Consider the following 18661-nt stretch of genomic DNA (forward strand, 5'->3'; position numbering starts at 1 on the left):
TGACAATGAAAAAACAGGCTGATGCTGCTATTATAGGTATGTCCGGAATATTCCCGGGAGCTGGCGACATACACTCGTTCTGGCAGAATATTATCAATAAAAGAGACGCTATACAAACTGTGCCCGGCAACAGGCTGGACGCCAGTTTCTTTGATACACGCTCCAATGCGGTAGACCGTTTCTACTGCAGAAAGGGCGGATTCATTGACGATTATGCCTGGTTTGATCCTATCCAGTTTGGCATTCTGCCCCTGGCTGTGGAAGGTACGGAACCGGAACAACTCCTAACCCTTTCACTTGCCCGGCAGGCATTACAGGATGCCGGCGTGCCAGACAGCACGCCGCTGGAGAGGACGGGCATTATCATCGGAAAAGGTAACTATACCGGTCCGGGGGCTACCCGCGCTATTGAGATCGTGCGCACCGGCGAACAGATCGTGCAGATTTTACAATCAGCGCTGCCGGGGCTCACAGAAGAAGAACTGGATAAAGTGAAGAAAGAGTTCCAGGTAAAGAAAGGACGCTTTGGCCCTGATACCGCTATGGGCCTTATTCCTAACCTGGTGGCTTCACTGGTGGCCAACAGACTTAATCTTGGCGGGGCAGCCTACACCATAGATGCCGCCTGCGCCAGTTCTCTCATAGCAGTAGATCATGCCATCGGGGAATTGAGTACCGGAAGAGCTGATATGATCATTGCGGGAGGTGTACATGTTTCACAGAATGCGCCTTTCTGGAGCATCTTTACTCAACTGGGAGCACTCTCCCGGCGTCAGCAGATCCGTCCCTTCGATCAACATGCGGACGGCCTGCTGATAGGAGAAGGCTGCGGTTTTGTAGTGCTGAAAAGACTGGAAGATGCTGTCAGGGATCAGGACAGGATATATGCTGTCATCAAAGGCACCGGCGTATCCAGCGATGGCGCAGGTACGAGTGTAATGAGCCCCTCTGCAAAAGGGCAGGCTAAAGCCATCAGACAAGCCTGGGAGTCGGCAGGCATTGATGTACAGCAGGTAGGTTATATCGAAGCACACGGCACAGGCACTCCCTTGGGTGATAAGACGGAACTGGAAACACTGGCCGCTATATTCGGTCAGCCGGGCAATCTGCCCAAAGCAGGTATTGGTACGGTGAAGTCCATGATAGGACACGCCATGCCTGCGGCTGGTATAGCAGGTCTCATTAAAACAGCGCTGGCGCTGTATCATAGTCAACTACCCCCTACCCTTCATTGTGATACACCGCTGGATATCATGCAGCAGACACGCTTTGAACCGGTGAGAGAAACGCAGGACTGGAATCTGCTGGACCTGCCCAAACGGGCAGGTGTGAATGCTTTCGGTTTTGGTGGTATAAATGCACATGTGGTGGTGGAAGGCTTTAGTGAAAGTAATCTCGTTCCAAGGAAAGTATTTAATGGCATCGCACCCGGCAAACCGCAGGTACTGTTGTTAGCAAGAGATAGTCAGCAGGCATTGATACAGGCGCTGGAACAAAAAGACAGCCAACCGGGACAGGGCGACTACCGCATTGCGCTCTTCGATCCTACGCCTGAACGTATCCGCAAAGCCATTAAGATCGTAGAGAGAAATACCTCCTGGAGGAATAAGCAGGATATCTGGTTTACCAATGAACCACTTGTAAGCAAAGGCGGTAAAGTAGCATTCCTGTTCCCCGGTCTGGATGGTCTGGCAGGTGGAGAGATTGATTCTGTAGCTGCGCATTTCGGCTTGCAGTTATCTGGTCAGTCGACCGCTAATAAAGAAGGCGTCTGGGATTCCGCTATACAGTTATTAGAGAAAAGCCATGTATTGGACACTGCGCTCAAAGTACTGGGCGTGTATCCTGATATGAATGCCGGGCATAGTCTTGGGGAATGGCTGGCAGGCCGTTCATCTGGTCTGGCGGCAGAAAGCTCTGTACTGATGTTGCTGCAGGAGTTAAACCCGGCAGCCTTTGAGCAAAAGAATACCCGCTTCCTGGTAGTAGGTTGCGGATATGATCGTCTGGCTCCCCTGCTGAACGGTATACCCGATATTCATCTCTCAATGGATAACTGTCCGCAGCAGGTCATCCTCTGCGGTACCAATGAAGCCGTTGACCAGCTGATACCTATCCTGAGAACAGAGCAGATCTTCCACCAGGTGCTGCCTTTCCAGTCAGGTTTCCACTCCCCTTTTGTAGCTAATAAACTCGACCTGTTGCTGGATGGGATCAACAAGGTGCAGTTCCAGGATACAAGGATCCCTCTATGGTCTGCCACTACCCTGGATACCTATCCACGGGAGTTTGAAGCCATCAGGCAATTGAGTATCGATCATCTTATTAAACCGGTACGTTTCCGGGAACTGATTAAAAAGCTATATGCAGAAGGTGTGAGTGTGTTCATACAGGCAGGATCAGGCGGATTGACAGGCTTTGTGGATGATACACTGAAAGGCAAGTCCTACAGCGCTGTTTCTGCGAATATCCCTACCCGCTCAGGACTGGATCAGTTGCAAAGAGTACTGGCTGCCTTGTTTGTGGAAGGAAAGGATATCAACCTGTCGTTCCTGGGTATAACACCGGGAAAAGAAGCGCCTAAAGGCATACCAGTGAAACTGGAATTAGGCTCTCCTATCGTCAGGGATATTACCGCACTGAAATCAATCCGCCCGATACCGGCAAAGGTGAGTGTAATGGAAGAAGAGGCACCGGTGATGCGTGCGTTCCTGGACAATTGTGATGAGATCTCCGCTATACAGGAAGAGATCATCGCCTTGTTCAATCAACGTGGCACTGCACTACCAAAAAGGCTCCCTGTATCAAAGGATCTGGATATCTCCCTGGAGAATACCCCCTATCTCATCGATCATGCCTTATTAAGACAGAAGCCGGGATGGCACTGTGCGGATGATATGGACCCGGTAATTCCCATGACCATGATCTTTGAACTGCTGGCAGATATAGCCGCAGCCAATGCACCGGGTACAAAAGTGAAGAGCATCTCCCAGATACAGGTATTCCAGTGGATGAATGTGGCCGCGCCTTTCCAGGCAACGGTAAAAGGAGATTGGCAGGACCCGTACAATGTTTACATGAGCATTGACAAATATGCCAATGCATTGGTCACTTTGTCTGAGGAGTACTCCATCCCTCCTCAACGCTCATTACAAAGTGGGAAGTCTTTAGGGATTACCAGATCACGCGAAGAAATATACGAACAACATATGTTCCATGGCCCTGCCTACCAGGGCATCCGGAAGATCGTAGCTGTAGGTGATAAGGGTATTACGGGCATTATTGAAAGCAGTTCCGGTAAAGGGTCTTTACTGGATAATGCGGGACAATTGTTCGGTCTGTGGTTGCAACTCACCTTAGAGAAAGACAGGATCGCATTCCCGGTGAAGATACAGGAGGTGGCTTTCTACGGAGATATGGAAGATCAGCGTGGCGTGTTTGAATGCACCTGTGAACTGACAGACATCAATGATGATACGGCTACGGCAGATTTCATACTGAAGCGGGATAATAGAATATGGGCTATTATCACCGGCTGGCAGAATGCGCGACTGGAAATAGATGAACCACTGTGGAAAGTGTCTATGGCGCCGTTGCATAACAGTCTTTCGGAAGAGATCGTGCCGGGTGTATTCCTGTTCCGCAATACCTATCAGCGCGTGGTGTCCTGGGATTTCATCATGAAGCGCTACTTCAATCAGACAGAGAAAGCTGATCTCCGGGCGATGTTACCCAATAAACGCAAGGAGCGTATCATCAGTCGTGTAGCAGCAAAAGATGCAATAAGGGCATTGTTGAAAAAAGAAACACAGGAAGCGTATTACCCCATAGAATTTGAGATGAGGAATGATGATGCCGGCAAACCAATCCCCGAAGGAACAATGACCAACGGCATTCAGGTATCTCTTGCACATAAGGACAAAGAAGCAGTGGCCATAGCCCGCAACGGCGCGCCAGTAGGTATCGACATAGAAGTGATCAGTGAAAAGAATGAGGGCTTTACAGAACTGGTCTTCCACCCCGAAGAGCTGGCGCTTATTCCTTCTGCTGACAGAACCGAATGGATCATCCGCTGCTGGGTGGCAAAAGAAGCCTATGGCAAATACCTGGGCAAAGGATTGCAGGGCAACCCTAAGAAATATAAGATAGATGCAATAAACGGCGATAGACTCACGATAGGCGATGTTACAATTCAAACTATTAAACACAATAACTATATCATAGGATGGACGCTATAACTACCAAACACAAATTGAGCAATGAAGAAATCTTTACTATTCTGAAATCATTCATCACAGAAGTAATAGGCGAAGAGTTTGTGGAAGACATGGACATCTCCCGTGAAAGCTCATTCGCCAGAGATCTTGAAATGGATAGTATTGAAATTGTTTCCTTCTCTGAGAAAGTGAAGTCACATTTTGGCGAGAACATCGACTTCACCGGCTGGCTATCCAGCATGGACCTCGACCAGTTGATCAACCTTAAACTCGATGACATTATAAACTACATAGAAACATGCCAGTCATCCAAGTAAAAAACAAAAGCGTGCATATCCAGGAACTAAACAAAGGTGCAAGAGAAACCATTGTGCTGGTGCATGGTATGTTCAGCAACCTCTCTGTTTATTATTTCAATATTGCGCCGGTACTCGCCCAGTCTTTCCATGTAGTGATGTATGATATGAAGAGCCATGGCATGAGTGAACGCTGCGAATATGGATATGACCTCCTTTCTATGACAGACGACTTGCGGGATCTGCTGGATGCACTTCACCTTAAATCAGTACACCTGGCGGGATATAGTTATGGTGGATTGGTAGCTATGAAAATGGCCATGCGTTACCCGTCAAGAGTGAAGAAGCTGGCTGTCATAGAAGCCCCTGATCCCAGTGATAATGAGACGCTGAGCATCATTGATATTTACAGCAAGGAATTCCTGGTAGATTATATCAACAACTACACAGACACAACGCGTATGCGGATGGGTAAAAGGCAGCTGGATAAAAATCACCGGATGTATGAATACCTGTTCTATGAAACAAGTATAAAGGAAGATATGCACAATGAGCGCTTCTTCTTTTCTGATGATACTATTGGCAACATCGCCCAGGATACGCTGCTGATATATGGCAAGAGCTCCAATTGTCTGCCATCCGGCCGTAAGCTGTATCATACTGTGCCACGTTCCAAAATGACGCTGATAGAAGGAGATCACAATCTGCCTATCCAGCAGCCGCTGGAAACCGCCAATAAGCTGAAAGATTTCTTTATAGGCTGGCAGGTGAAATTCAAACAGATCAATCACAAATTATGGCAAGCTTTGCGTTTATCGTACCACCCCTGATGGGGCATATCAATCCCACGCTAAGTCTGGGTGCCGCGCTATTAGATCGTGGGCACCGCGTAGCATGGATCAGTCTTGATGGCTCACTGGCAGCCAGGTTGCCACAGGGAGGAGAATTACTTCTCGTACAATACGATCAGGATGATGTTGCTAAAAAGAACAGTGAACAATATCTTGATCAGATCACCAGGAAGAACGTGTCGGGCATAGAAAGTATCAAGTTCCTGTATGAGGAAGTACTGATCCCTTTGAACAGGTTTATGTATGATGGGATCATCACCATCCTGCAGGCATTCAAACCGGACGTCATTATTAACGATCATCAGTTATTTGCAGGCGCTATTGCCGCCTGCCATTTACAGATACCCTATGCTACTTCCGTTACGGCGCCGGCAGCCATCAAGATGATGGAAGACCTGCCAGGCATTCATGAATGGGAGATCAAACAGATCATCGGACTGCAGCAGGAACTGGGCATTCCCGGAGAAAGATCAGTAGCCACCTCCGAGGCCCTTACACTGGTGTATACTTCCAGGCACTTTTTCGGAGAGATGTCTTTACCGGATCATTACAAGTTTGTAGGCCCTGTCATCCAGAATAGGCAGGTCATGAACAGTTTTGACTGGGAGCGTTTTCGTGAGATGGATCAACACCCGAGGATCTTAGTATCTATCGGTACCACCTTTGACCACAGTTACAAAAAGGAATTCTTCGGGAAAGTGATTGAAGCACTGGCAAATGAACCTGTATCTGTTATTGTCGTGTCGGATACAGCGCTCTTTGAAGAGTGGCCGGACAATTTCCTGGTGCAGGAGAAAGTACCCCAGCTGGAGCTCCTACCTTACCTGGATGCAGTCGTGTGCCATGGCGGCCACAATACAGTATGTGAAACCTTATCTCATGGTCTGCCATTGGTGGTTATCCCTATAGCCTATGACCAATCGCATGTAGCGGGCAGAGTGATACATGCGGAAAGCGGGGTCAGGCTGAATTACAAGAGATTTAAGGCTATTCATTTGAAGGAGGCCGTAAAGGATGTGTTGTCTAATCCAGCCTACAAGGCAGCAGCGCAACGCGTAAGGCAGTCCTTTGAGCAGGCAGGAGGCGCCGCCACTGCTATTGGCCTCCTGGAAAAGCTGGCAGAACCGCCTTCACCGGGTGGTCTGGCATTTGACCGTAACCGTTTCTATCACTAATCAACATCAACGCATGTCTAAATTTATGTTCGTTGTGCCGCCATTCTTTGGGCACATTAGCCCCACCCTGAGCGTAGGAGGCAGTTTACTGGCAAAAGGCCATGAGGTGATATGGGTCGGTCTGAAAGAGCTGGCAGCAGAACATATTCCTGCCGGCGGACGATTTATTGTTCCCCATGCTGAGCTGGCGGAATATCAGCCAGCTATACAGACAATCCTGAGAATGCAGGACGATGGCCCTAACCTGTCGGGTGTGGAAACATTAAAGCTGGCGCTTGAAGGCACTTATATTCCCTTTGCGCGCTATATGCTGCCAGGTGTATCCAGGATAGCGGATGAATTCAGACCGGACGTTATTGTCAGTGACTGTATCACCTTTGCAGGTGCTATCTGCGCCCACCTGAAAGATATTCCCTGTGTGACCACCACCCCGGTGCCACCAGACGTTACCGGAGATGCCATGCAGTCGCCGAAGATCTTTGAATGGCAGCATAACCTCATCAGGAACCTCCAGTATGAACTGGGCGTCTATACAGATGAATATGTGATCCATTCCAGGGAGATGAATATGGTCTTCACTTCAGCAGAATTTGCAGGCAGTAAAGATCCGTTGCCACATTTGAAATTTGTAGGTCCTGTGAAGGGCCGTCCGAATAACACACCTTTTGACTGGGACAGGCTTTCCCGTGCTACATCGCCTAAAGTATTTGTATCACTGGGCACTCTGCTGGTAGATATCCGCAAGGAATTCTTCCAGAAACTGATAGATGCCTTTGCAGGTGAACCGCTCACGATTGTAGCAGCTACTGATCCGGCTATCTTTCCCGAATGGCCGGACAACTTCATTGTACAGGGTTTTGTACCACAATCACAGTTGATGCCGGAAATGAATGCGGTGATCTGTCATGGGGGCTTTAATACAGTGAATGACGCCTTCCTGAACGGACTGCCGATGTTGATCACGCCTATCGCCTATGACCATTTCCACACAGCCTCTCTTATAGAAAATGCAGGTTGTGGTATCAAGTTAAGATATAAACGCCTGCGCGTGCCTGACCTGAAGACAGCTATGTGGGAAGTACTGAATAACCCGAAATACAAACAGGCGGCACAACATATACGCAACACATTCATACAGGCCGGAGGTAATGACAAAGCAGTAGAGCTATTGGAAACATTTGCACAGGAAAGAACGCGCACTTTATCTGTTTAACAAATTATTCTCTGTAATGAAACGTAAACTACTCCTTCCCGAAAGGATAATGCTGGGAGATGGTGCTACGCCTTTCAACGGCGTATTTGTGGTCAGGATCAATGGTACGCTGGCGCCAGAAAGCCTATATAATGCACTATCGAAGGTACAGGCCAAACATCCGCTACTGCGGGCAGGCATTGTGCAGGATAAAAAAGGCACGCCTTATTTCACTATTCCTGAAGTCTATCGTGCTATCCCACTGAGCATTAAAGACCGCATTACAGCTGAGGACTGGCAACAGGAAACAAAAGCTGCCTGGGCTTCTGTTTTTGATATTCCCAACGGTCCGCTGATCCGGATGGTATGGTTAAAAGGTAGCCAGCAATCAGAACTACTGCTGGCATTTCATCACTGCATGTGCGACGGAGGAGGAGGGCTTATGCTGGTCAGGGAAATACTGGCGGTACTGGATGATCCTGATTATGATATTGGTATCCATCAAACTTTTACCACCCTGGAAGATATTGTGCCAAAGCACATCCTGACAGGTACCCGCCAGGTATTGAAAGCAAAACTGAAAGGAGCGTTCATACGAGGCGTACTGACCCTGTTATCTGCTTTCACTTCTACACGTAACAAACAGCCTGTCAGCCGGGAAGACGACTACCTCGTACACTGGAAGCTGGACCAGCAGACATCATCCGCCCTGTTCCAACATTGTAGCATGCAGATGGTGACTGTTAATACAGCGCTTTGTGTTGCTTTCCTGCAGGCCTTTCAACTAGTGAGAGGAGAAAAGGCTATGAACAAGATCACCTGCCCCGTGGATATCCGGAAGTTCATCCCGGAGATAAAGAAAGATGTGATCTTTTCTTTCGGACTTTCATTGGAACTCTCTATCAATAACGATCCTGCTATCGCTTTCTGGGAAAGGGTGCAACAGTTGCAGGCCATTTCCTCAGAGAAGATTTCAAAAATGGATCCATATGATTTTATGCTGCCTTTTGAACATGCACATGGCGGCATTAAACATATGCGGAAATTCCTGACATACGGGAAACCAGTGTATGACCTGATGTTTTCCAATATGGGCAAACTGGATGTGCGCGATAAATACCATTCTTTTGAAGTGGATACTATTTTCAGTCCTACTGTTGTAGGGCCGTTTGCTAATCCGACAACAATCATTACATCAACCTATAAAGGCCAGATTGACTTTTCATTTGTGTCTAACCATGCTGTCCTGGATCACCGGGATGCACTGGCCATTAAAGAGCTGGCAATGAAATTACTATTGGAAGACCTACATGTAGCAGCGCCCGCGCCGGCATTATCATCAATTATTTAACCATCTTATGAATAGAAAATTAATACTGGGCGAACGGATCATGTATGTAGATGCCGCAGCCACCGTAAACTGTATTTTCACGGCCAGGATACGCGGCGTCCTTACCCTGGAAGGTCTGATATATGCCCTGGGGAAGATACAGCAAAAACATCCCCTGCTGGGCGTTGTGATCAGGGAAGACGAGCATGGCAGGCCCTATTTTGTATCAGATATCAAGATCCCCCCTATTCCTGTGCAGATCGTTGAACGACAGGATGATGATCACTGGCAGGCCGTATCTGCCACTGAATGGCACCGCACCTTTGATGTACGTAAAGGACCGTTGGCAAGAGTGATATGGCTACGTTCAGATGAGGTGTCTGAATTGCTGTTAGTACTTCCGCATTGCATCTGCGATGGTACTTCCATTCTTACGCTGATGCGCGAATTGTTGCAGGTGCTGGACAAACCCGAAACAGTATTAATCCCCTACCCTTCTTTTGAGTCTATTCACAATTTTATCCCGGATGCTTTATCCTCCAACTGGAAGCTAAAACTGAAATTATGGTTGCTGTCGAAGGTGGCAGGCCTGGTATTAGCCTTAAAGACAAAGGGACCGCAACCTGTGCAGGGCAAACATTATATGATACGCTGGAAGCTGGATAAGACGGCTACGACGGACTTAATTACTATCTGTAAAATAGAAAACACCTCCCTGCATGCCGCTTTCTCCCTCGCCTTTATGGAGGCCCATCGCCATGTGATGGGAGCCGCATCCCATGGTAAGGTGATCTGTCCTGTAGACATCCGCCGGTTTATTCCGGAAATAAAACAGGACCAGCTGTTTGCCTTTGCACCTATTGCCGAACTGAGTATGAGCAATATAACCACCGACTTCTGGACAAAGGCCCGTCAACTGAAAACAGACCTGACTAAGGCCATAGAGAAGATGGATGTACGAAAACTCCTGCTGACCAGTGAATATTTTCATACAGCCGCTACCCGGATGGTTGATTTTCTGAAAAAGACCGATGGTACACATGATGTTACGTTGTCCAATATGGGCAAACTGGATATCCCGGACCAGTATGAAACCTTTGAACTGGAAACGCTCTACAGCCCCAGTGCGGCTTTCCCATGGAGGAACGCCAACACACTGGTGATCAGCACCTTCAGGGGACAGACAGACTTTTCTTTTATTTCCTGCGAGAGCTTCCTGGAAGAAACGAAAGCCCGGGCTATTGTCCGGAAAATGCAGGAGTTACTGCCTATAAACCCTGTTCATGAACCAGTCCATCAATAGCAATAGTATTTTAAAGAAGTTTACGCAGCGCCAGGTGCTTTTTTATTTCACTACCAATGTGATTATTAATGCACTGGTGCCTTATTTCGGTTTTGATGACCTCAATACCGTTTACCTGTTCCGGGGAGAGCATCCGGTGGCAAGATTCTTTCTGCCCATGGCTCTGCTGCTGCCTTTGTGTATCACCATTGACATATTAAACAAAACCACTACGCTATTGGAGAAGGAACAGCTGGTCACTTCTCCCCCGCCTAAAAAGGTCAAGATCCGTTTCATGCTAAAAACAGCGTCCCTGAACGCAATAATCACCCTGTTTCTGACGTTAGCCGCTATGCTTGGTATACATGCCTGTTTACCCGAGAATTACAGCTTTAATGGTATACTGCTGTCGGTTCTCTCAGGAGTGCTGGCCGGGGGTATGGCGATCTTCTTTACCCTTCAGCCGATCCACAAGGTAAAAAAGCTGTATCCGCACTAACAATCAGGAATATTACATAATTTAGTCATGGTAATTGCCTGATTGTTAGGAAGGACAATTCCCATTACTAAAACGACCATGCATGAAACGCATCATTGCAATATTAGCATTCCTCTTACCCCTCGCGATACATGCGCAGACAAAACTGGAAGATAAGCTCGCAGAAGATTTTTCCAACAAGTTCGCCAAGCGCTACGAGGTAAGGAACGATTCCCTTATCGTTTTTGTGACAGAGCAGATGTCAAGAAGCGGAGCTGCCGGACTGGATATCGATAAAACGATGACTGAGCTTCAAAAAGATCCTGCTGCGCTGGATGCCGCCCTGAAATTCATTTACCAGTACAGTAATGCCAACAGGCAGCAATTCATCGCCCACCTGCGTGCCATGAATCTGCAGAGCAATAGTGTATTCCCACTGGCTACTTATGCGGTGAATAAATTCAAGGGAGAGACCAAAGAGCTGCTGGAAGAAAAATCCAGCCTCTATACCACCGGCGCTATTCCTGCTACCCTGCCACCGCTGCAGATAACGCCGGCAGTAGCGGAGAACAATGCTACTACCTCCGATCCGAATAACACCACTACTTCCAGCTCCAATAGTGAAACGACTGCTTCCACAGCTGTTCCGGCAGAACCGGGTGCTACTCCAACAACGCCGGCAGCACCGGCTTCTCCAGCAGCAGACAATTTCAACTGGGATGTAAGACAGATCTTCAAACTGCGCCAGCCCGATCAGCTGTATGCCCTGTATGGTAAAGAGCATGTGGAAGCACGCCAGGCACAGGATTTTCAGGGAAATGATATCGGTACTGCCTATTATGTATTCCCGGATACTGACAATGAAATGATCGTGCAATTTGATGGAGAGAAAGGCACCAGCGTTTTCTTCACTAAAGAAAACTCCAAATGGAAACCTCCATTCGGTATCAAGGTAGGTGATCCACTGGATAAGGTAGTAAAAGTAAACGGCCGGGATTTCCGCATCCATGGTTTTGAATGGGAGAACGGTGGTGAAGTGGCTGACTGGGAAGGCGGCGCCTTCGCAGGTAAAGGTGTGAACATCGCCTTTAAAGCCAACAACTCGAGTGATCCCAAACTATACGACCAGGTAACCGGCGATAAGAAAGTAAAAACTGATGCTTCTGCTATGAAAAAGCTGGCAGTAGTGGTAGATAAAATTGCATTCAAAAGCAATTGATCACACCAGCAGTTTGTTGTCAACAGCATACTTGATCAGCATCGCGGTATTCTTTACTTCCAGTTTGGCCAGTAATTTTTTCCGGTGAGTGTTCACAGTATCTGCACTGATAAATAACTTCTCTGCAATTTCAACATTCGTATTTCCTTCTGAGATCAGACATAAAACTTCTTTTTCCCTTCTCGTAAGAGGAGGGAAATTTTTTTGTATGCCTATCCGTTCGCTGCTCATGGACTGTTTGACAGCGGGAGAGAGATAAATATCACCTGAGTATACGGTGTGAATAGCATATAATAATTCGTCCTTGTCGGCAGTGTTCAGAATATAACCGCTGGCGCCGCATTGCAGCAGTTCAGCGATATACCTTTCATCCCTGCAGGAACTCAGCACCAGTACAGATACTGTTGGGTATTCCATCCGGATGTTGGCGCATAGTTCAATGCTGTCTATGTCTGGCAGACAGGTATCTATAATGACAATATCAACAGAATTGTGCAGTAGAAATCTGAGACAGGCGCCGCCACTCCGGGCATGCCCTGTTAATAGCATATCATGTTCGGAACCAAGAAGTGAGCGTAGACCTTCCAGGATCAACGGGTGGTTGTTTACGAAATACAGGCGGATCATGGGTATCCAATTTAAGATGCCAATGTGGGCAGCAACGGGCTACAAGCTACTTACAGCAGGTTTTCGGCATTCCATGTAATATAACGAAAATATCAACATAACAATATACAACGGTCCCATAACGGATCAGTATCCTCATCAATGGCGGCCATCAGGGCAAGGCCGATACCGGCTACTCCTTCCAGGATGCCGTAACTGTTTTCATAGGCGTCTTTTCCATAAAACCGGAAGCCTGCAGGGGCATCCTTATGTGTATTCATTTGAAAAGTTTCTTGTAACCAATATGTTGCGCCTGTTAATAAAGAGGGGTCTTTTGTCTGTAGCCAGGCGCGCCTGTAGATATGTGCTATGCCTGCACTCCCATGACAAAGGCAGGCATCATGTACGTTGCTGTTTTTGCTGTTGCGGTGCGACAGTGTATGATGAAAAATTTGTAAGGCTTTCTCCTGATAAGTGTTGTCCTGCAATGAGACACCGGCATTCAACAGCATTGTGGCAATTCCCAGATCTCCATAACACCATCCCAGGCGACTCTGTTTCCCTGTCAAAGGTTGATGACTGACATCCGTCAGCACTGGATATAGTGCTGTCAGTCCTTCCTCCGGACTGTTTTCTGCTTTTAGTATCCAGGAAATGCCTTTGCGGATCAGGTCACTGGTGTGTGCGGGTGCGATTCCTTTATGATGGATCATAGCCAGGATGGAGATAATGGCGGGAACGCCGTGGGCAAGGCCCATATTGAAGGTAACCTCTCCTGCTGGCCTTCCTCCCAGTCCGGTCAGGTGATCCTGCCAGCTGATACCATCTGCTGTTTTTACGGCTGTAGACTCCAGGGTTGATACCAACGCTGTCAGGTAATGCTTTGCCTGTGGATGTGGGTCTCTTTCCAGGAAATACAGGGCGATACCCAATCCCTGGTGCAGGAAATCGTGTTGCCCTTCCTGCAGTGCATTGAGCATCTGTTGTCCCAGTACTTCATCCACCTCTTCAAAAACATCATCCATACCATCTTCATTCACAAAGCCGGCTTTGATAAGATGCTGAATATTCCATACCATACCGGCAATGCCACTACAGTGAGAGAGTGGCAGGGCTGTTTCGCCCATGTCCTGCACACTTCTTTCCAGTAGCTGGTGTACCTTCTGCAGGTATTTCTTTTTTCCTGTAAGCTGATAGTAGTAAGCGAAGAATAAGGCAGCGCCCGTATAACCTCCCAATAAGCCGGGGAAAGCTGTTTCTTTTGTAAAGGAGTCAAGGGATAGACTGATCTCCTGTAATATTTTTCCGGCGGTCTTTTTATCATCCATATTCATCTGATAGAAAAACATGGTGCGGCCAACAACCACAGCGATGCCGCACCATGTCAATTTAGAATCGGCAAGAGTCAACGCTGCAAATAGGCGCGCCCTGACTGATGTCATCCGTACAAACTTTGAAGGAAAGGATAGTGGTAGTAGGAACTGCTACTAGACCGTTATTCATATCCTGTTTGGCACGGTTTAAACTTGCGATCCTGATCTTGCCAAGATCCAGTTTCTTTTCTGTTTTCTTTTTCATAAAAAATGCGGTTTTAGATTTTGAATAAACTGCTGTACTTAGTTTCTGCCATCCTGTGGAGGAGGACATTTAAAAAGGCTGCAACCAGTGTAGGTAGGAGCAAGAGCCTGCTGGTTAGCAACTTCCTGTTTTGTGGTGCTCAGTTTGGCAATCTTGATCTTGCCAAGGGTAAGCTTGCGGCTTGACGCTTTTTTCATAGTTAACAAGTGGTTTTAAATATTAAGAAATGAATGATATCCTTTAGCGGTCAGGTTTTAAATATGGGAATGAGGGCACGGTTTTCATCATTCTTAAAGATAAGGATAAAGCCTGCTTCACCTCATCACTGGAAAAGGGGATTTTCTGATCTTTTTTTCCAGTAAATGAAATATCACCTTTTAAGGGGAGCTGCAGATGCAGGTATAAGGGTTATCTTTTTATCTGTATTTGCATGACTATGATTACCAATAAAGACTTTTACCTGCTTAGGTCTCCCCTGTTGCCGGTAGATTTTTTAACCCGCTTTTTACAGCTTCCATATGCTACGCTGGCAGACGAGATTAAACAAACATTTACAGCCCCTTATCTGGCGGAAGCTATCTATATCGCGTCGCCGGAATTGAGCAATGAGTTACGGAAATGGCAACAGGGATTATTGAAGGGAGAAAAGGACGTTAATAAGCTGGTGCTTTCCCTCTTCAGATATCTGCTCCGAATGAGTACCCGCTGTACGCCATATGGCCTGTTTGCCGGTTGTGCAACGGGCGCATTCGATAAGGCTACAGCTATTCACCTGGAGGAATTCTCAAAACACCGGAAATACTGCCGGCTGGATATGAACTATGTAGCGGAACTGGCAGAAAAGATTGCCCTGATACCGGAGGTACAGGAACAGCTGCATTATTTCCCGAACAACTCTGTTTACAGAACGGGAGATACTTACCGCTATGCTGCATTCACCATTAAAAACAAATTCCGGCAGTATGACCTTACTGCTGTCAACTACTCTACCTACCTGGAGCAGGTGTTGGAAAAAGCTACTACAGGAGCTACTATCGGGGAACTCTGTGCATATCTTACCGGTGAGGAGATCTCCCCTGAGGAAGCCCGGGATTTCATACTGGAACTGATAGAAAGCCAACTCCTTATCAGTGAGCTGGAACCAACCATCACAGGTGAGGAATTCTTTCATATACTGGTCAGGAGGCTGAAGACGCTGCAACAAACAGAGGGAATTCACGATACCTTGTCTGCTATTCAACGGCTACTCGGCATGCCTGCCACCGGCATTGACAAATACCTGCAAACGCATGCCCTTGTTAAACAATTGCTGCCGGATACCAACAATAAAGACCTGGTGCAGACGGACCTTTTTCTCGCCACTTCAACTAATACCATCGGCCAGCAGGTAATTACAGAAATTCAGGAACAGGTGACCGCTTTATGGAAGTTGCCGGCGCCGGAACGGACCGGTGATCTGCAAAACTTCATGAAGAGTTTCCGCGAGCGATATGAGGAACAGGAAATACCGCTGGCCATTGCGCTGGATACAGAAACCGGTATCGGCTATGGCGCTTATACCAGTCATTATTCCGCCTATGCCCCTCTGCTGGATGATATTGTCATAAAAAGCAATGCCAGTCCGGACACTATCTCCTGGAATAACATGCGGCAATTCCAGCTGAAGCGGTATATGGAATGCCTGCAACAGCAACAGATGGAAATAACATTAACCGATGCAGATATAGATAGTCTCTCCACTGCTGATGCCAAACCCATTCCGGATAGCTTTTATGTGATGGGAAGTATTGTAAGTGAAAGCGCAGAGGCGGTAGACAATGGAGATTATCTGTTTGATTTCAGCTCCTGCGGAGGACCTTCTGCCGCTAATTTACTGGGACGGTTCTGTCATGGTGATGACCTGCTGAAAGAAAAAGTACAGGAATGTCTTGCAGAAGAAGCACAACAGCATCCGGATGTGATCTATGCGGAGATCATTCACCTGCCGGAAGCAAGAACGGGTAACATCCTGTTGCGGCCACAATTAAGAGACTACGAGATTGTATACCTTGGCCATGGCAGCGTTGCATCAGATCATCAGCTACCGGTAACTGATCTGATGGTAAGAATAGAAAACAATATGGTCGTTTTGCGATCACGTAAATTCAATAAAAGAGTGATTCCCCGCCTGAGCACTGCACATAACTTTAGTACGGGTAGTCTGCCGATGTATAAGTTCCTGTGCGACCTGCAATTTCAGCAACTACATAGTGCTACCGGCTGGCAATGGAATCTCCCTATGGAAGCGCCTTTTCTGCCACGGGTACGGTATAAAAAATTTATCCTGCAAAAATGTACCTGGACTCTGCATCAGAAAGACTATCCGTTACTGGTAAAACAGGCAGGTGTACAGGAGCATTTCAGATTATTCCAGGACATCAGGCAGTCCTTGCGTTTACCCAGGTACCTGTCTATTGCGGAGGGAGATAACGAGCTGTTTATTGACCTGGATAATGAGTGTTGTGTACATCTGCTGGTAAGCACACTGCTTAAAAAAGAGCAGATCACTTTACAGGAGATATTGCAAACGCCGGAACAATGCTGGATCACGGGGCCAGGAGGACGATTCACAAACGAATTGATCATTCCTTTTAAGAGCGGTACGGAGAAACTGACGAAAGCCCTGGTACCGGCAACTGTATCCACCCTCCCACAACGGCATTTTGCACCAGGCAGTGAATGGCTATACGTAAAAATATATGCAGGCATCAATACAACGGAAAAGGTCCTGAAAACAGTGATCAAACCACTTGTAGAAGATCTTAGTGAAAAAGGCATTATAGATCAATGGTTCTTCATCCGCTATACAGATCCCGATGATCATATCAGGGTACGTTTCCACCATGCCACTGACAAACACTTCTGGCAGACTGTACTCTCTGAACTTTACCGTATCATCTCCCAGGAAATAGATCCCGGGCTTATTCACAAGATACAAACGGATACTTATGCCCGTGAGATAGAGCGGTATGGCGCCAGTACAATGGAATGGAGTGAGCGTCTTTTCTGTTATGACAGTGAGGCTGTAATCGGCTGTATTGATCTGCTGGAAGGAGAAGAAGGTGAAAACTACAGATGGCTGCTGGCTGTACGGGGAGTGGAGATGTTATTACAGGATTTCGGCTATTCATTACAGGGGAAATCTGCTTTCCTGAAAAGACTACAATATCATTTCTTCCAGGAATTTGGCGGCGGTCAGGCATTACAAACCCAGTTAAACAGCAGTTACCGCAAGTATATGCGTCAGATCAGCAGTTTCCTGGATCCCGATCAGGATGGGAACAATGAAATAGAGGACGCCATTGCATTGTTAGCAATAAGGTCATCCCGCATCCGGCAGGCGATTCATGATGCACCTGTTGAAAGATGGGATGACCTTATGGGCAGTTATATTCACATGTTCCTTAACAGGATGTTGTTATCCAACCAAAGGAAACAGGAATTGGTTATTTATCATTTCCTGAATAAATATTACGAGTCCAGACTGGCGATGCAGAAGAAACAGCTTATTTAGCATTGTCCCAGAATAAGCGCGTCAGCTGTGCAATGACGCCTTCCCGCGTGGCTGTATCAGCCCTGGTATCACTGACGAAGACAGCGATAGCATAGTGCTTCCCGTTAGGTAAGGTTACGATACCTACGTCATTGGTAGCAGCGGTAAGGCCGGCTGCATTGGTATCGGAAGTACCTGTTTTATGTGCTACCACAGCGTTTTCAGGGAGTAGCCCTTTCATTCTTTTAGGACCTGTGGTAGTCTCTGTCATGAGCTTCAGGAGAAATTCATTACTGGCTTTCGACAGATACTTACCGGTATGCACTCCTTTCAATAACTGTAACATGGCTATTGGTGACGACCAGTTGGTATATTGTACTTCCCATGCTTTTGATGCCTGCTCTTCCGTTGCCTTAATGGCAATATTGTCTATACCAAGGCTATGAATATACTTATCCACATAGGCCGTACCTCCTACGAGGCGGAATAACAGATCACAGCCGCTATTATCACTCTGGGATACTGTATATGCCAGGATATCGCTCAGCTTCATATCAGTACCTTCCGGGAATTTCTCACGGATAGGGCTCCACATACCAGGCAGCAAATCTTCTTTACGAATATGGATGACCTGGTTGAGGGCAAGTTTGCCCTTATCTACCTGATCGAGTACAGCGATGGCCAATGGCAGTTTGAAGACACTCTGCATAGGAAAATGGTCCTTCCCATTGAGGGTAATGGTATCTCCATCTTCCAGCGACATCATTGCCATTCCCACATGCCCATGGACGGTCAGTGCTATGTCGTGGATCTTTTTTCTGTCGGCGTGTTTTTGTGCGGTGCTTTGAAGAGTAAACAGTAAAAAAGGCAGTACTACACTGCCGGATAAAATACGATTCTTCATT

The 18661-nt window shown here is 47.2% G+C and carries 15 protein-coding genes; 10 read left to right on the top strand and 5 right to left on the bottom strand.

Annotation, left to right across the window (positions count from 1 at the left end; translation table 11 throughout):
• Positions 1-5 precede the first annotated feature (5 nt).
• The 9 genes from BLR32_RS24140 to BLR32_RS24180 all read left to right on the top strand — a co-directional run bounded on the left by BLR32_RS24140 (position 6) and on the right by BLR32_RS24180 (position 12040).
• Positions 6-4238 (top strand): type I polyketide synthase, encoded by a 4233-nt coding sequence (locus BLR32_RS24140; RefSeq protein ID WP_089835464.1) that lies wholly within the window; start codon positions 6-8, stop codon positions 4236-4238.
• Positions 4226-4534, top strand: a complete 309-nt coding sequence (locus tag BLR32_RS24145) for an acyl carrier protein (protein ID WP_089835412.1) — start codon at positions 4226-4228, stop codon at positions 4532-4534. Before BLR32_RS24140 ends, BLR32_RS24145 begins: the two co-directional genes overlap by 13 nt.
• On the top strand, positions 4516-5343 hold the full coding sequence (locus BLR32_RS24150) for an alpha/beta fold hydrolase (protein WP_089835413.1): 828 nt from the start codon (positions 4516-4518) through the stop codon (positions 5341-5343). The genes BLR32_RS24145 and BLR32_RS24150 overlap by 19 nt, the downstream gene beginning before the upstream one ends.
• Complete coding sequence (locus BLR32_RS24155; RefSeq protein WP_089835414.1) at positions 5310-6539, top strand: glycosyltransferase; 1230 nt, start codon at positions 5310-5312, stop codon at positions 6537-6539. Before BLR32_RS24150 ends, BLR32_RS24155 begins: the two co-directional genes overlap by 34 nt.
• 13 nt (positions 6540-6552) lie before the next feature.
• Positions 6553-7752 carry a glycosyltransferase gene (locus BLR32_RS24160; protein WP_089835415.1) on the top strand — a complete coding sequence of 400 codons (1200 nt, stop codon included), beginning with the start codon at positions 6553-6555 and terminating at the stop codon, positions 7750-7752.
• A 16-nt stretch (positions 7753-7768) separates the two neighbouring features.
• On the top strand, positions 7769-9082 hold the full coding sequence (locus BLR32_RS24165; protein ID WP_089835416.1) for a condensation domain-containing protein: 1314 nt from the start codon (positions 7769-7771) through the stop codon (positions 9080-9082).
• A gap of 7 nt (positions 9083-9089) precedes the next feature.
• The gene (locus BLR32_RS24170; protein ID WP_089835417.1) at positions 9090-10364 is read left to right on the top strand and encodes a condensation domain-containing protein; all 1275 of its coding nucleotides are present in this window, start codon (positions 9090-9092) and stop codon (positions 10362-10364) included.
• Positions 10345-10842, top strand: a complete 498-nt coding sequence (locus BLR32_RS24175; RefSeq protein WP_089835418.1) for a hypothetical protein — start codon at positions 10345-10347, stop codon at positions 10840-10842. The genes BLR32_RS24170 and BLR32_RS24175 overlap by 20 nt, the downstream gene beginning before the upstream one ends.
• An 82-nt stretch (positions 10843-10924) precedes the next feature.
• On the top strand, positions 10925-12040 hold the full coding sequence (locus BLR32_RS24180; protein WP_089835419.1) for a hypothetical protein: 1116 nt from the start codon (positions 10925-10927) through the stop codon (positions 12038-12040).
• Here BLR32_RS24180 and BLR32_RS24185 read toward each other — a convergent pair whose 3' ends face one another.
• The 4 genes from BLR32_RS24185 to BLR32_RS34130 all read right to left on the bottom strand — a co-directional run bounded on the left by BLR32_RS24185 (position 12041) and on the right by BLR32_RS34130 (position 14421).
• Positions 12041-12667, bottom strand: coding sequence for a LuxR C-terminal-related transcriptional regulator (locus BLR32_RS24185; protein ID WP_089835420.1), 627 nt, complete (start codon positions 12665-12667; stop codon positions 12041-12043).
• Between the two features lie 92 nt (positions 12668-12759).
• Positions 12760-13974 carry a lanthionine synthetase C family protein gene (locus tag BLR32_RS24190; protein ID WP_176842414.1) on the bottom strand — a complete coding sequence of 405 codons (1215 nt, stop codon included), beginning with the start codon at positions 13972-13974 and terminating at the stop codon, positions 12760-12762.
• Between the two features lie 61 nt (positions 13975-14035).
• Positions 14036-14224 (bottom strand): hypothetical protein, encoded by a 189-nt coding sequence (locus tag BLR32_RS34125; protein ID WP_176842415.1) that lies wholly within the window; start codon positions 14222-14224, stop codon positions 14036-14038.
• A gap of 38 nt (positions 14225-14262) precedes the next feature.
• Positions 14263-14421 (bottom strand): hypothetical protein, encoded by a 159-nt coding sequence (locus tag BLR32_RS34130; RefSeq protein WP_176842416.1) that lies wholly within the window; start codon positions 14419-14421, stop codon positions 14263-14265.
• A gap of 233 nt (positions 14422-14654) precedes the next feature.
• Between BLR32_RS34130 and BLR32_RS24195 the strand changes: the two genes are divergently transcribed.
• The gene (locus tag BLR32_RS24195) at positions 14655-17777 is read left to right on the top strand and encodes a lantibiotic dehydratase (protein WP_089835422.1); all 3123 of its coding nucleotides are present in this window, start codon (positions 14655-14657) and stop codon (positions 17775-17777) included.
• Here BLR32_RS24195 and bla read toward each other — a convergent pair.
• Positions 17770-18660, bottom strand: coding sequence for a class A beta-lactamase, subclass A2 (gene bla, locus BLR32_RS24200; protein ID WP_089835423.1), 891 nt, complete (start codon positions 18658-18660; stop codon positions 17770-17772). The two genes, BLR32_RS24195 and bla, sit on opposite strands and share 8 nt — an antisense overlap.
• Between the last annotated feature and the right edge of the window lies 1 nt (position 18661).

Origin of the sequence: Chitinophaga filiformis (assembly GCF_900102545.1) — a bacterium.
In the GTDB taxonomy this organism is placed as follows: Bacteria; Bacteroidota; Bacteroidia; order Chitinophagales; family Chitinophagaceae; genus Chitinophaga; species Chitinophaga filiformis.